This is a genomic window from Marinobacterium litorale DSM 23545 (assembly GCF_000428985.1).
GTDB classification, from domain to species: domain Bacteria; phylum Pseudomonadota; class Gammaproteobacteria; order Pseudomonadales; family Balneatricaceae; genus Marinobacterium_D; species Marinobacterium_D litorale.
This window is the reverse complement of sequence record NZ_AUAZ01000025.1, coordinates 14,943-29,385: the sequence shown is the minus strand read 5'-3', so window position 1 is coordinate 29,385 and position 14,443 is coordinate 14,943. Positions and strand designations below refer to the sequence as shown.

The 14,443-nt window shown below is 56.1% G+C and carries 12 protein-coding genes; 6 read left to right on the top strand and 6 right to left on the bottom strand.

Translation table 11 applies throughout. The features are described 5' to 3' along the window. Positions 1-3: 3 nt before the first annotated feature. The gene (locus G403_RS0116500) at positions 4-1,125 is read right to left on the bottom strand and encodes an FAD-dependent oxidoreductase (protein ID WP_027854965.1); all 1,122 of its coding nucleotides are present in this window, start codon (positions 1,123-1,125) and stop codon (positions 4-6) included. 145 nt (positions 1,126-1,270) lie between these two features. Between G403_RS0116500 and mtnP the strand changes: the two genes are divergently transcribed. The 3 genes from mtnP to G403_RS0116485 all read left to right on the top strand — a co-directional run bounded on the left by mtnP (position 1,271) and on the right by G403_RS0116485 (position 3,447). Then, positions 1,271-2,137, top strand: a complete 867-nt coding sequence (gene mtnP, locus G403_RS0116495) for an S-methyl-5'-thioadenosine phosphorylase (RefSeq protein WP_027854964.1) — start codon at positions 1,271-1,273, stop codon at positions 2,135-2,137. 8 nt (positions 2,138-2,145) lie between these two features. Continuing rightward, positions 2,146-3,030 (top strand): LysR substrate-binding domain-containing protein, encoded by an 885-nt coding sequence (locus tag G403_RS0116490; RefSeq protein WP_027854963.1) that lies wholly within the window; start codon positions 2,146-2,148, stop codon positions 3,028-3,030. Positions 3,031-3,114: 84 nt separating this feature from the next. After that, positions 3,115-3,447, top strand: coding sequence for a DUF7352 domain-containing protein (locus tag G403_RS0116485; RefSeq protein ID WP_027854962.1), 333 nt, complete (start codon positions 3,115-3,117; stop codon positions 3,445-3,447). Here G403_RS0116485 and G403_RS24630 read toward each other — a convergent pair. Continuing rightward, a complete protein-coding gene (locus tag G403_RS24630; protein WP_027854961.1) occupies positions 3,444-5,345 on the bottom strand; it encodes a sensor domain-containing diguanylate cyclase in 1,902 nt (633 codons plus the stop codon). The genes G403_RS0116485 and G403_RS24630 overlap by 4 nt on opposite strands. Positions 5,346-5,632: 287 nt before the next feature. On the opposite strand from G403_RS24630, the gene G403_RS0116475 reads away from it, so the two are divergent. Next, on the top strand, positions 5,633-7,327 hold the full coding sequence (locus G403_RS0116475) for a VRR-NUC domain-containing protein (protein WP_027854960.1): 1,695 nt from the start codon (positions 5,633-5,635) through the stop codon (positions 7,325-7,327). Here G403_RS0116475 and G403_RS24625 read toward each other — a convergent pair. Together G403_RS24625 and G403_RS0116465 are read right to left on the bottom strand one after the other, a co-directional pair. Further along, a complete protein-coding gene (locus G403_RS24625; protein WP_051299166.1) occupies positions 7,288-9,288 on the bottom strand; it encodes a putative bifunctional diguanylate cyclase/phosphodiesterase in 2,001 nt (666 codons plus the stop codon). The genes G403_RS0116475 and G403_RS24625 overlap by 40 nt on opposite strands. 68 nt (positions 9,289-9,356) lie before the next feature. Beyond that, positions 9,357-9,914: a response regulator gene (locus G403_RS0116465; protein WP_027854959.1), complete on the bottom strand. Its 558-nt coding sequence runs from the start codon at positions 9,912-9,914 to the stop codon at positions 9,357-9,359. Positions 9,915-10,138: 224 nt separating this feature from the next. On the opposite strand from G403_RS0116465, the gene G403_RS0116460 reads away from it, so the two are divergent. Continuing rightward, positions 10,139-11,359, top strand: coding sequence for an EAL and HDOD domain-containing protein (locus G403_RS0116460; protein ID WP_027854958.1), 1,221 nt, complete (start codon positions 10,139-10,141; stop codon positions 11,357-11,359). A 133-nt stretch (positions 11,360-11,492) separates the two neighbouring features. Next, positions 11,493-12,743, top strand: a complete 1,251-nt coding sequence (locus tag G403_RS0116455) for a methyl-accepting chemotaxis protein (RefSeq protein ID WP_027854957.1) — start codon at positions 11,493-11,495, stop codon at positions 12,741-12,743. Positions 12,744-12,791: 48 nt separating this feature from the next. On the opposite strand, the gene G403_RS0116450 is transcribed toward G403_RS0116455, so the two are convergent. Both G403_RS0116450 and G403_RS0116445 read right to left on the bottom strand, forming a co-directional pair. Next, positions 12,792-13,856 (bottom strand): protein-glutamate methylesterase/protein-glutamine glutaminase, encoded by a 1,065-nt coding sequence (locus G403_RS0116450; RefSeq protein ID WP_036234244.1) that lies wholly within the window; start codon positions 13,854-13,856, stop codon positions 12,792-12,794. Between the two features lie 10 nt (positions 13,857-13,866). Beyond that, positions 13,867-14,442 (bottom strand): chemotaxis protein CheD, encoded by a 576-nt coding sequence (locus tag G403_RS0116445; protein ID WP_211232703.1) that lies wholly within the window; start codon positions 14,440-14,442, stop codon positions 13,867-13,869. Between the last annotated feature and the right edge of the window lies 1 nt (position 14,443).

The window sequence follows — 14,443 nt, the reverse complement described above, 5'->3', positions numbered from 1 at the left end:
TCCCTAGCCGCTGAAGCGGTCGATAAATGCCCGATCAATTCGATCTTTCCAATGCCACACCCAGCCGCCGGATGCATACAGGGGGCCCCAACTGGCAACCGCTCGCCGATCACCGCAGGAGATCAGATAGAGCACGTTACGCCGCGGCCTGAACACCTTTAATGGATCCCCATTGCGTGCTGCAAGCAGATTATGCGCCAGTATCGGACCTACCCGAACCGAATGAACCCCCGACTTCATCAAGGGCGTGCCGGGCCTGGCGCTGATATCACCCACGGCATAGATATCCGGATGCGAGCAGCTACGGTGATACTGATCCACCCGCACAAACCCCGCATGATCCAGTTCCAAATCGCTGCCTGCCAGCCACCGGGGGGCTTTCGCCCCGCTGGTGGCGATAATCAGATCGGCCTGAAGCTCCGTCCCATCATCCAGCTTCACACGTCCGCCCTCGGCCTGCGCTTTGCCGTGATAGGCCCTGACATCCAGACGTTCCAGTTCACGTTCCACCCGCTTACGCACCGCCGGAGGGAAATCGGCAACCACGCCGTTGGATGCGATCAATGTCACCGGCAGGCTGAAGCCGGACTTTCGCAGTGATGTCCGTGCGGCCATGGCCAGCTCCACGCCAGCGGCTCCTCCCCCAACGACGACCATGCGCCCCTCGCGACGGCGTCGGGCGGTATCGCTGAACGCCTGCCAATCGGCCAGAAAACGATCCATGGGCTTCACACTGATCAGATGATTACCCGGTTTACGAATCCAGCTCAGATCGGTCTGGCTGCCAATATCCAGTGACAGCTGCTCGAAGCCGAGCGTTCGACCGCTTGCCAGCTGGAGTGACTTGCGGTCGGCTTCGAGCCCACAGGAACTATCGATAATCATCACAATGCCTGCCTGCTCACAGAGCGCTTCCAAGTCGATGCGGCACTGCTCAGCGCGGTAATGACCTGCCACCAGTCCCGGCAACATCCCGGAGTAGTATTGCCAGCGCGATGGCGATACCAGGGCCACCCCGTCTGAGGGCAATCTGCCCTGAATGATCGCTTCCAGTACAAACAGATGGGCATGACCTCCCCCGACCAATAACAGCCTGAATAACTCCGCCTGCTCGCTCATATCCATTTCAACCTCCCCACATCCATGGGTAGCAGTATGGTTTGTGTATCTGTCGAGAGACAAATCGAAACCTTACACTTCAAATGAAAATTTTTTGTCCTGATCATTTATTCTGTGCGACTCTGACACGGAACTGGCTCAGGAGACAGGCATGACACAGGCATTAATCGGCATCATCGGTGGCAGTGGGCTTTATCGGATGGAAGCACTGCAGAACGCACGTCAGCTCGATCTAGTTACGCCCTATGGCGCTCCCTCCTCACCGCTGACACTGGGCGACGTTAACGGAACACCGGTTGCGTTTCTGGCACGCCACGGCAGCCGCCACAGCCTGTTGCCGGGAGAGGTCCCCTACCGTGCCAATATCCACGCGATGAAACAGCTGGGTGTGCGCTACCTGCTCTCTTTTTCAGCCGTGGGTTCACTCAAGGAGGAGATCGCACCGCTGGATATGGTGATTCCCGATCAATACATCGATATGACACGCCAGCGACCCAACACCTTCTTCGGTGAGGGCGCGGTGGCTCATGTATCGCTTGCTCAACCGGTTTGCCCAGCGCTCTGCGACCTGCTGGCACAGGCAGTGAAACAGCTGCCGGCAGAACGTTCAGTTAACCTGCATAACAATGGAACCTATCTGTGCATGGAGGGCCCCCAGTTCTCCACCCTGGCCGAATCCAACTTTTACCGCAGCCTGGATGCCTCGGTCATCGGCATGACCAATATGCCCGAGGCCCGGCTCGCCCGGGAGGCGCAGATCGCCTATGCATCGTTGGCCATGGTGACCGATTACGACTGCTGGCACCCGCGCGAGGCGCAGGTAACAGCAGAGCTTGCTATCCGTAATCTGATGGAGAATGCCGAAAAAGCTCAGCTCATCGCTCAAAACGCAATAACGCTGATTTCGAAAGCCTCACCGAGCTCAGCTGCCCATGACGCCTTAAAGCAGGGCCTGGTTACACCGCTGTCTGACCTGACCAGCGAGCGGCGGGCACTGGTTGAACTGCTGTTGAGCTGATCACAGGGATGAAACAACTTAACTTTCGCCATCTCTACTATTTCTGGCTGACAGCACGCGAAGGCTCCATGGCACGCGCCAGTGAGTTACTTGATCTGGCACCCCAGACCCTCAGTGGACAGATCGGGGAGCTGGAGAGTCAATGCGGCGGCCTGCTGTTCCGCCGACGGGGTCGCGGACTGGAGCTATCGGAGCTGGGCCGCACCGTGATGCGCTACGCCGACGATATGTTCACCATCGCCGAGTCACTGGACCGCGTCCTGCAGCTGGCACCCTATGACCGACCGGTGTCGCTGGCAGTCGGATTATCAACCAGCATCCATAAACTGATCGCCTACCAGCTGCTGGAACCCGCTTTTGGCATCGGCCGCGAAATCGAACTGGACTGCCGTAGCGGGCAACCCGACAACTTGGTACGCCAGCTCAAAAAACAGCAGCTGGATCTGGTGCTGACCGACCGTATTCCCCCGGAAGACGCAGAAAGCCGCCTGCATCTGCATCGGCTGCAATCGTCCCCCATCGCGATTTTCGCGGCCCCGCCACTAGCCGAGCAGTTGCGCATGGATTTTCCCGCCAGCCTGCACGGCCAGCCTTTCCTTGCCAATGCCACCGACACTCCCTATTTCAACCGGCTACGCCAGTGGTTTGAGGAACAAAAAATCCGTATTGAGATTCGGGCTCGAATCGATGACAGCGCTTTGATCAAGGTGTTCGCCAATCACGGTCATGGGATATTTGCAGCGCCCCTGTCGATCCGGGATGAGGTGTGTCGTCAATACCGGGTCGAGATGGTCGGTGAGATTGCTGCAGTCATGGATGACCTTTACGCCATCACACGGGGTAAGGATCTGATTCACCCGGCCGTGGCTTCGATCTGCCAATCATCGGATTAAACGATGAATAAAACCGCTTTAATCTGTTTTTATATGTGACTTCTTCGGCCAATCTTTATCAGACCCAACAATGGAGGCCGAACCATGAAAGCGATCCTGAAATACCGGCTTGAAATCAGTGATAAGCCCATCAGCTTGTCGTTGGCTCAGGGCTTTCGTCCTGTCCGTTTTGAATATGTGGTATCGGAAAAAGCGCTGTTCCTCTGGACCGAGGAGAGCCTGCGCGCGGACATATCGCGCCAGAACGTACAATTCCGGATTACCCGGACCGGTGAGCCGATACAGGAGGGTGCACAGCACCTGATGACCGCGCTGGATGCGTTCGGCCCCGAGGCCTATCACCTGTTCCTGCTTGAAGGTGAGCCCTGCACCATGGAACCGCGGCCGGTCAAAAACCTGGATATCCGGGCGGCTTAACACTCACAACATTCAACACGGTTACGGCCCCTCGCCTTGGCACGGTAGAGGGCGCCGTCCGCCTGACGCAGAATATCGGTCACCTCCCGATGCTCGGCGCGTAGCGGACACAGGCCTATCGACAGCGTCATGTCCACGGTAAACCCATCGCCGACCGTCGGGCTTGCAGCCACCGCCTGGCGCAGGCGCTCAGCCATCACCTGCCCGCCCTCAACATCCGTGTCCGGAAGCAGCACCGCGAACTCCTCCCCACCCAAACGACCGATGGTATCGGTATCGCGCAGACAGCGCTCTGCAATCTCGGCGAAGTGCTTCAGAACCTGGTCACCGGCATCATGGCCATAGGTGTCGTTGATCTGTTTAAAGTGATCAAAATCCACCATCATCAGCACACCATGGCTGGAGCCCCGGTGAACCAGAGCCAGCTGGTGAGCCAATGCCTCAAGAAATGCACGGCGGTTCAAAAGCTCGGTCAATTCGTCGGTCCGGGCCAGATGCACCAACCGATTCTCCATCCGCTTGCGCTCGGTAATATCCCGGAACACGGACACGACGCCCACCACCGAATCATCTTCAAACAGCGGCCGGCTCGCCAACAATACGGGGATATGCGCGCCATCCCGGTGAATCAATGTCTCCTCGCCATCATAGGGTTGCGCGCTACGCAACGTTGCCATGATCGGACACTGAGCTTCAGGAACGTCCACAAGCCGCCGGATATCGAACCCCATCAACGCCTGCCGGCTGTAACCGGTGATCTCAACCGCTCCCGAATTCACGTAGATTGTCTTGCCTGCACTGTTGCTGACTACAATGCCCTCACCCACCGCATCACTGATCGCATCGAGGCGATTCATCTGCAGTTCCATAATCGCGTGCTTGCTGATCAGCGTCATGATCAGCCCGCCAATGATGAAAAAACCGAGCAGTACGATCACAAAGTCGTTGTAAAAGTCCTCGTTGATACTCCGCAGCAGGGGTGCGTAGCTATATGACACCAGATAGGCCGCCAGGGAACCGTCGATGGCCTGAATAGGGACGAAACTCGCCGCAAAGTGCCGCTGATGAGCCACTATCGCCAGCGAAAATGGCTGACGCGACGCCAGCTTCTGATCCAGCGCCGGGTGAATCTGCAAGGCCGACTCCAGCGAGGACAGCGTTGCCATCTGGACTTCAGGCTCTGCATCCATAGACTCTGACAGCACCAGATAATCAGCGCCGAGCCGCGAGGGCTGCATATCAAACTCTCGCCGATATTGATCCAGTGTTACGGTTTCTATCGGCCCGCGCCGCAACAGAAACTGGTAGATGCGACTGTCATCACCCCGTCTGAGTACTTCTCTCAGGCGCTGGACCGACACCGCTGTCTCGACACTACCGACAAACTCGGCCCCATAGTAGATTGGGTGCAGTTGACGAAAACCGATAAAGGTACGCCCTGCCTCAAACACATCAAATACCCGAGGCTCCTGGCGCATGCTGATCAATGAGGGGCGATAGGGAAGCAGGAAGTCACCATAGCGGTCCGGCGCATGAAAACGCAGAAAGCTGTAACCATCGGCGCTGTGAAACTGCCACTGATCAATGCCGTGAGCACGCAACGTATCGTAAGCACTGCTTAAGCGCTTATGCATCAGCTCACGCAGACGCTGGCGCTCCATTCCTGTAGCCACCACGCCCTGTGCAAACAGACTCGCTTCATGATGGCCCACGCTCTGTTCCAGAAACAGGTCCATACCGAGCGAGAACTGCTCAAGTGCTGCATTCAGCGCAAGACGGTGTAGCTCGGTCTCATGCGCCAGATACTGTTGTACATTGACATCTCGCAGCCGCTCCAGATAGGCGAGAGTTCCTGCGATAAGCGCCAATATGATGGAGAAAAAGACAAGCTTGCGCATGCGCCATCCAATAGCCGCGAACTTTTTTCAGTCTAGTCAGCCTTTGGGGAATGCGCACACAAACAGTAACGTTTTTATCGCTGTCGATGGTCCAAACTAAAGAGCCCCTGCGTAAGGCGACAGGCGTCTGCCGGAAGCGCTTAGCGAGTTGCTGATGCAAGCCTGGCCCTGGGATGGAGCTGTCATTATTATTGAGCAGCCGGGTACCGGTCAGGATACAGAATACTGTTACGCTTTATGAATAACCCGTCGCTTCAACGGCGTCATAACCTCATGATCGAGCCGCTTTGAACACGCTTCCCCCATCAACAGCAGTACCCGTTCCAAGGGCCAGTCTGGAAGACCCACTCTACTACCTGCAGAACTTTACGACGGTTCTGGAGTGGGTGGTGTGTTACCACCACGATCTTCTGACGGCGATGGAGCGAGTCCGTCTGCAAAACTGGCACCAGCTCTCAGAGCCGGCCCGAGCGCTCCTGGTCCGCATGATCATGCGTAAGGGCGAGCTTTTTTGGCGCCGTCAGCTGAATTATGCCGAGCTCGGCGATCCAGCCCCTTACTTCGACGAACTGATTCAACACGGCTGGGTCCTGAACGATCCTCCGATCACCGTTAGCACCCTGGGGCAGCTATTAACGGCTAAAGCGCTAAGAGCCCATTTTTCGTCGTGCCAGCCACTTCCATCAGCAGACTCCAAAGGTGCGTTGATCGACAGTCTCAACAGGCATTACAACGATCAGTTACGACCCGCTTCACACTGGTGCCCCGACATGCCCGACGAATTGGTCGCGCTGTGCGACGCTGATCTTTTTGTCCGCATTCGATTGATGTTTTTCGGTACCCTGAGCCAGGACTGGAGCAGCTTCGTGGTCGCGGAGCTGGGCCACCGTCGGTTCGAAACGGTTCCGCTCTCGCCACAGTCACGCGCCTTTACCGAGCGCGCGGAGGTAGACCTGTGGCTTACCATGGACCGTGTCAGGGAAGCACTGGAAAACGACCCTCAGCAGTGTGACCTCCACGCCGAACAGATCCCGGCCTCAACGTTACCCACACCCTGGCTGGAACACCGGCGCGCCCGACTCTTATTCGAAGCAGGGCGTGCGGCCGAACGTTTCGAAAAGCCCGAACTGGCCATGCGGCTGTATCAGGAATCGACTCATCGAGAAGCACTTATTCGCCGCTTCCGTGTGATGGAGCGCACCATGCCGGCCGCCGAAACCTTAGCCACACTGCACACTCATCGACAACATAAAGACCTGATGAATACCCAGCTGACCGCACTGAGCAGGATAGAGAAGCGACTGGCTAAACAGTGTGGACTGCCGATTAAACCTCAGGCTAGGCAACCTATTAAAACGCTAGAGCTCCACCTCCCCTATCATCAATCGGTTGAACAGGCGGTGGCGGATCATCTGGCTACACCGGACGCGCCGGTTTTTCATCTGGAGAACAGCCTGTTCAACGGGTTGTTGGCACTGCTGTGCTGGCCTGCATTCTACGCCCCCTTGCCCGGCGCTTTTTTTCATCCGTTCCAGGCCGGCCCCAGGGATCTCATCCATGAAAACTTTGTCTCCCGCCGTCATGGGCTGTTCGAGGCGTGTCTTGCACAGCTCGGTACCCGGGAATGGACACACACTGTGCGGCAACGCTTCCATGAGAAACGCGGGTTGGCCTCTCCCCTGGTGGATTGGCAGCGCCTGACGGAAGAGGTTCTGGAACTCACACTGGCCTGTATCCCGGCTACCATGATTGAGGCTGCTTGCCGCCGTATATTGACGGATATCGCTGTTCACCGGGCCGGACAGCCTGATCTGGTTCAGTTCTACAGAGAGCAGGCGAGCTTCAGGCTGATAGAAGTGAAAGGCCCTGGCGACCGGCTACAGGATCACCAGCGGGAATGGCAGCATTTCTGGACTCAGCAGGGTATCGATATCAGTGTCTGTCACACCGTTTGGCAAACGCCGCCCGCCTCAAAGCGATAGGCCTGCTCTCTGACCGCCCTTTCAAACGCCTCTGGTGAGATAGCCCGGCTAAACAGATACCCCTGCAACTCGTCACAGCCTTTCTCTGCCAGCCAGCTCTGCTGCACCGGGGTCTCAACACCTTCCGCGACCACTTCGATGCCCATGGAATGCGCCATACTGATGACATGGCGGACTAATTCACTTTGCGCCCGATCTTCGGACAGGGCATCCACGAAACTTTTATCGATTTTAAGCGTATCCACGGGGATGTGGCTCAAGTAACTCAGCGACGAGTAACCGGTACCGAAGTCATCCAGCGCGACAGAGATGCCCTTTCGGCGCAGACCTTCTACAAGCATGCTGCTACGGTGAATATCTTCAACCAGGAACGTTTCGGTGATCTCCACCTGCAGATCAGACACATGCAAGCCGTTACTGGAAATCAGCAGCAGAATGCGCTCCAGCAGCGTCTCGTCCTGGAGTTGATAACCGGAAATATTAACGGCCACGGGTACAGCGGGCATGCCAGCAGCGCGCCAACTGGCGATCTGTTCGCACACTGAGCTGAGTACCCAGTCACCGATCAGCTCAATTAAACCGATCGATTCCGCCATCGGTATAAACAGATCCGGGCTGACCAGACCCAGCTCCGGATGCCGCCATCGTAACAGCGCCTCCGCCCCACGAACTTCACCGCTTATAGCCGATACTTTGGGCTGGTACTCAATGAAAAACTGTTCTTTCTCAAGCGCCTGGTAGAGCTCCGACCGGAGCATCAGCTGCTGTTCCGCCTTCGCGTTCAGCGATGCGAAATAGCTCTGCGGCATCAGACACCCCTTCAACTTGGCATAATCGGCGGCGGCCTGAGCGTTACGCAGTAGATGCTGGGCGTCGCTCCCCTGTTCAGGGCCCCGAGCAAACCCCATTTTGACCTGCAACCGAATTTCGCGATCTCCCAGCTTGAAGGGCTTTCGGGTAGCATCCATGACCGGCGCCAAAAGATCAGGAATCGTCTCCAGCCCAGGAGGATCAGGGATTACCAAGACCAGCTCATCGCCACTCATGTGTCCGACCCAACTGCCTTCAGGCCTGTTGCCAACCACCCGACGTGCCAGCTTCTCCAGCAGCAGATCGCCCAGCTCATAGCCCAGGGAGTCATTGATCGTCCTGAACCGAAGTACATCCAGATACACGACCAGCAAGCGCTCGCCCTGGCTGAGCGACGACGATATATGCTTGAGCAGTGCCTTTCGTCCGATAACTTCGGTCATCCGCAAGCTGTCAGGCTCAAAGGTCCGATGTCGAATCGAGATCGACCAGCTTTCTGCATCCTGTTTATGGGACACAAGCTGAAACTCCTCTCCGGTCGAGCCATCGCAGAGCACCATCCGCCTGGGGACGTCGGCGAACAGCAGCGCCATCCGATCCTTTTGCAGCAGCGGCAACAGTTTGGTAAGCGGGACACCTACGCCTTCGTGCGCCCGGATATCCAGAACAGCCGCGGCTGATTCATTAATACTGCACACAACGCCATCAGCTTTAACGTCAATCACAGCACTGCTCTCCAGCGCACCGCGCATTCTGAGCAGCGCCTCCGTCGTCGTTCTTGCCGCCAACTCGAAAGCGCGCTCAATCTGTTCGAGTAAGAAACCGTCATCCCAGGGCTTGGTCAGAAACTTAAAAACGGAGCCGTTGTTCAGGGCGTCTACAACACACTCCAGATCCGCCTGACCGCTAATCAACAGAGAGATCAAACCGGGTCGAATCTGGCGAGCCTGTTCAATCAGCTGCGTCCCGTTTTTGCCGGGCATCCGAAAGTCGCACAGCATCACCTGAATAGCTTCATTCCGGCACAGCAGATCCAGCGCCTGATCGGCATCATCGGCCTGAAGGACCTGATAGCCGCGACGGACGAGCAAGCGACGCATAGTACGGAGAATCAGTGGCTCATCGTCCACTAGCAGCAGGGTTTTATTCACAAGTCTACCGAGCAAAGTGAGGGCACTCGCCCTCTTGGCCACAACGTCCCGCTGCAGCGGGACACGCGTTAATTGACCAACTCTTTCACGGCAGTGAGCAGTTGCTCGTTACTGAAGGGTTTACGAAGCACTTTGTCAGCGCCTCTTGCCAGCGCCTTGTCCAGCGCGTTCTCGTCCAGTGCCGATACAACGATCACTTTCGTGTGAGCGATCTCGGCCGTGTTTCGAATAAAATCCAGCACCTCATACCCATCCATGCCAGGCATACTGAGATCCAGGGTCACCAGGATCGGGCGCTCCTGCAAAAGCAGCGTTCCGCTCTGAAAACCGTCGTTCGCGATGGATACTTCGTAGCCTTCCGCCCGCAGTACCCGGCGAATCACCCGCGTTATCGCCGGCTCGTCATCGATAACCAGAACACGCCGGTTACCTTCACCCGCCAGATCCGGCGGGACAGGCATCCCGTTCTCGTTCAGAAAGGCGATAAAGTCTTCGATCATGACACGGTTGTTGCCGCGCCCGGGAAGTTTAAACCCCTTAAGCGCCCCACGATCGATCCAACGAATCACCGTTCTCAGGTTAACGTCGCAAAGCTTGGCAATATCACCGGTGGTTAACGTTTTCATTGCGTCCCAGTCCGAAACATCATGCCAGTTTTATATCATAACCTGCGATTAATGTAATTGCGACCTTTTTGACTTACGTGACACTTATGACAAACCTAATGAAGAATTGGTCGTTTATCCGCTACGGAGGCGTTTAAAAACACTTTTTCCATATGGCTTTACTTGTGGGCGGGCTTTGCGATAATGCGGACTTACGTTTTCGAGCCGACCCTAAGAAAAATCTGATGACGGACACGAACAAAGCGGGCAACAACACGCTGCTTGCGGCCCAGCCGATTTATGATCGGGACAGCCAGGTGGCGGCGTTTGAGTTGCTCTACCGGAATGACCTGGATCAGTCAGCCATGGAAATCGGCGATGCCCAGGCCACCAGCGAATTGTTGGTTAATCTCTGTACCGGCATCACCGATCAGGTTGAGCACTACCGAAAACCCGCTTTCATTAATGTTTCCGCAGATTTCCTGCTATCGCGCGCGTTTCTTCCCATTGATCCAAGCAAGGTGGTTATCGAACTGGTAGAGCGCATTGCGCCCACCCGCGAAATCATCGATGCCGTCGCCGCATGGCATGCCAAAGGTTTCCGCTTTGCGTTGGATGATTTCGAGTTCGGCGACGACTGGCGCCCGCTGCTCGAGTTTGCATCGGTCATCAAAGTGGATGTGATGGTTACGCCCATTGAACAGGCTCTGGAGTATCGTGAACGCCTCAGGCTTGAACACCTCCAGTGGCTGGCCGAACGGGTTGAAGATCAGGCAACCCATGACGCCTATTTCGATGCGGGCTTTCAACTTTACCAGGGCTACTTTCTGGCGCGTCCCAACAAGATCTACGGTAAAAAACTGAATCCGGCAGCACTGCAGCTGACCCGTGTGATCGGCGAGCTCTATAGCGCAGAACCGGATATGACCAAGGTCGTGGAGATGATTAATGGCGACCCGGGCCTGGCCATGAGTCTTCTCAAAGTGGTGAACAGTCCACTTTACCGGGCGAAAGAGCCCATCAGTTCAGTTCAGGGCGTGGTAACCCGGCTTGGCCTGGAAAACCTGCGTCGCTGGTTGACCCTGATCGCCGCCGTGCAGGCCAGCTCACCGGAGGTTGCCCGTCTGGTGCTGGTGCGCGCACAGTTCTGTATGGAACTTTGTCAGTTCAAGCAGTTTAAAGAGGTCGACAAAGACCAGGCCTTCCTGGCCGGCCTGCTGTCAGGCTCCGGCATCCTGCTTTCAGTTGAGCCTGAAAACTTTTTGGCTGAAATCGATATCGAACCGGCGGTCAAGAACGCCGTCCTCCAGCGCGAAGGCGTGATGGGCTCACTGCTTGGCAACGTGCTGAAAATCGAGCGATCGGTGGCAATGAAGAGCAACATGGACAAGATCCCGCCGATCCTGCTCAGCCTGTATCAGGGCGTATCGCAAAAGATTCAGATACTGTTATCTGACGCCGGTTAACCACCGTCTCCTCGTTTTGGCAAACCACCGCTGGCTTGTGCAAAACAAGCCATTATTGTCTACGCTGATCCTCAGTGCTTACAGGTATGTACCTGCGATTGATATCGTAGGCCTCGACCCGGGAACTCAGGTTATGCGTGCAAATCACGATAAACTGGAAACGGGCGAGCGAATTGAGCAGGATCGTTCGCGCAGTATTTCCACACAGTCCACTACTCTCTCCACGCCTCATCGGAGGAGTGTCACTTTCGTCCTCCTGTTAGCACTGGTGACAGCCCCACTGTTGACCCATTATCTATCCATTCTTTGGGGCATCGTGACGGCCGGTCTTGGATTGATAGCACTCTTCTACCCCTATGTTGTCCCGTTTGCTGCAAGTAAAAACCTACAAGAGGCGGCCCCCTCAGACCCTGAAAAATCAGCCGATGCCGACCAAATCCAAGTGTTTGAACAGTACTGTGACGCGATTAGCCAGGTATTACCCCTGCACCGTAAGCTACTGAGTGAAGGCCGCGATCAGATGGAGGTAGCCGTTGCCGATATCAGCAACCACTTTCATCAGATGGCCGAACTGCTGAATCTGGCGCTCAGTACCGACGAGGATCGTGGATTCAAAGGACGGGAACAGGCGCTCAATAACGTGACAGACACGGCCCGTGAAGCCTTCCAGGATTTAATCAGTGCTTTGTCCGAAATAGAGCGCCGCGACACGAAAACCCATGCCTTGGTCGATGAACTCGCAGCTCAGAATGAAACACTGGTGAAGTTTTCCGACGTGGTGCGCGATATTGCCAATCGCATTAACCTGCTGGCACTTAATGCGGCCATTGAAGCCGCCCGAGCCGGCGATCAGGGGCGTGGGTTTGCCGTCGTTGCCAGCGAAATACGAAATCTGGCACAACAGTCCTCGGAAGCCGGTGACGAAATTCAGAAGGTGATTGCGGAGGTCGACAACCAGATACAACGGATCCTTTCCCTCTCCCAAGAGAATCTGGCGCACTCTCAGGAGTCACGTCAGAGCAAAAATGAGACGATCCACCGAATGATCGGTAAGATCGATCATCATGTCGGCATTCTCACTCAGGATGCTCAGGCGCTATTGGATTTGAAGGGCAGCATTCAGACCGAAGTGAATACCGTTATTGTTCAACTTCAGTTTCAGGACGAATTCAGCCAGACGCTTGATCATGTAGACGGCTCTATTGGCGATGTACTGGAGCAAATCGGGAAAATCGATGACTCAAACGCAGAGCTAAACTGTGCCGGCCTGGCCGAAGCTCTGCGCAGACGCGCCAGTACTGACCTGGAACGCCGTGTACTGGTACCCGGATACCAATCTGCCGCCACCGCTTCGGCGCGAGACAGCAACGTTACCCTGTTCTAACTCGATACGTCGGATAAATAACCGCATACAGCCATTTTAATCAATAACTTACAAAACCTGCCCGATAATAGCCGCGGGTATTTCGCTCAGGGGCAATTCCTTGTCCACGGCACCCAGCTTGAACGCCTCCTTGGGCATGCCGTAGACCACACAGCTGGCTTCGTTCTGGCCCAGGGTCCTGGCTCCGGTCTGGTGCAGCTCCAGCAGCCCCCGGGCACCGTCATCCCCCATACCGGTCATTATAATGCCCAGCGCATTACGCCCGGCGGCACTGGCAACGGAGCGGAACAACACATCCACTGACGGTCGATGGCGGCTCACCAGCGGACCATCTTTTACCTCGACCCGATACTGTGCACCGCTGCGACGCAGCAGCATGTGACGCCCGCCCGGTGCAATCAGTACCTGACCCGGTATAACGCGGTCATTGTTCTCCCCCTCCTTCACGCGAACCTGGCACAAACTGTCCAGACGCTGCGCGAAGGCGCGGGTGAACTGGGCCGGCATATGCTGGACCACAACTATGCCCGGTGCTGACGAGGGTAACCGAGTCAGTACCGCTTCCAGCGCCTGGGTTCCACCGGTGGAGGTGCCTATAGCCACAATACGGTCGGTGGTCTCGATCACACGGCTGGATGCCGGTGGTAACACTCGATCTGCGGTCAATTTAACCGATCGATCTTCGGCCGGGCTTGACCCTTTCATTCGGGACATTCGCGCAACTGCAGCACCGCGTATTGCGCTAACCAGTTCGGTTTTGGAATCCTGCAGAAAGCCTTTCAACCCCGACTTGGGTTTGGTAATGATGTCCACGGCGCCGGACGCCATCGCCTGCATGGTGACTTCCGCGCCACGCTCGGTCAGTGTGGAGCAGATCACTACGGGCGTTGGTCGCTCCGCCATCAGCTTTTTCAAAAAGGTGATGCCATCCATCCGGGGCATTTCGATATCGAGTACGATGACATCGGGCCAGGTCTGCGCCATTTTCTTCATGGCAAAAATGGGATCGGAGGCGGCGCCAATCACGTCGATATCGCGTACTTCCGACAGCAAGGAAACCAACACTTGCCGGACGACCGCTGAATCATCAACTACAAGAACCTTGATCGCCATTATTACCCCGTCACAAATAGGTCACCTTGGATTCATCACGCGAATGCTCCTGCTGCTTGACCGCCTGCTCCAGATAGCGTTTCTCGTTCGCAATGATTGTCTGCTCTTTTTCTTCACCCAGCGTTCGCACAAACACTGAAAAATCACGTCCCTGAAAGTGGATCTGCCGTCCCTGATGACCGCCCAGATCAGACGCAACGATGGGAATCTTTTCGTTCTCCAGATAGGACAGTATAAATTTGCTGTTCACATCACCAATCGCAAAAGCACCCCCGGCAAGGTGGGTCAGTACATTCGCGCCTCCGAACACCTTGGCCCGGAGCCGGTCACGTTCCGCCCCGGCGTGAAGCATATCGTTGATTAACAACTCCATGGCATAAAGGCCATAACGACCGCTCTGACTCTCAAAGGACAATGCATCGCGGGTATAAGAGCGCGCCGCCAACAGAAAGTGGTTCATGCCAAATATCCGGTGAACCGGATCGTAAAGACACGCCGACACGCAGGAGCCCAACAGGGTGGAGACAGTCACCGATGGGTCGCCGGAGATGTGCAACTCTCCGGGATGGAGCACAATTCGTTTCACG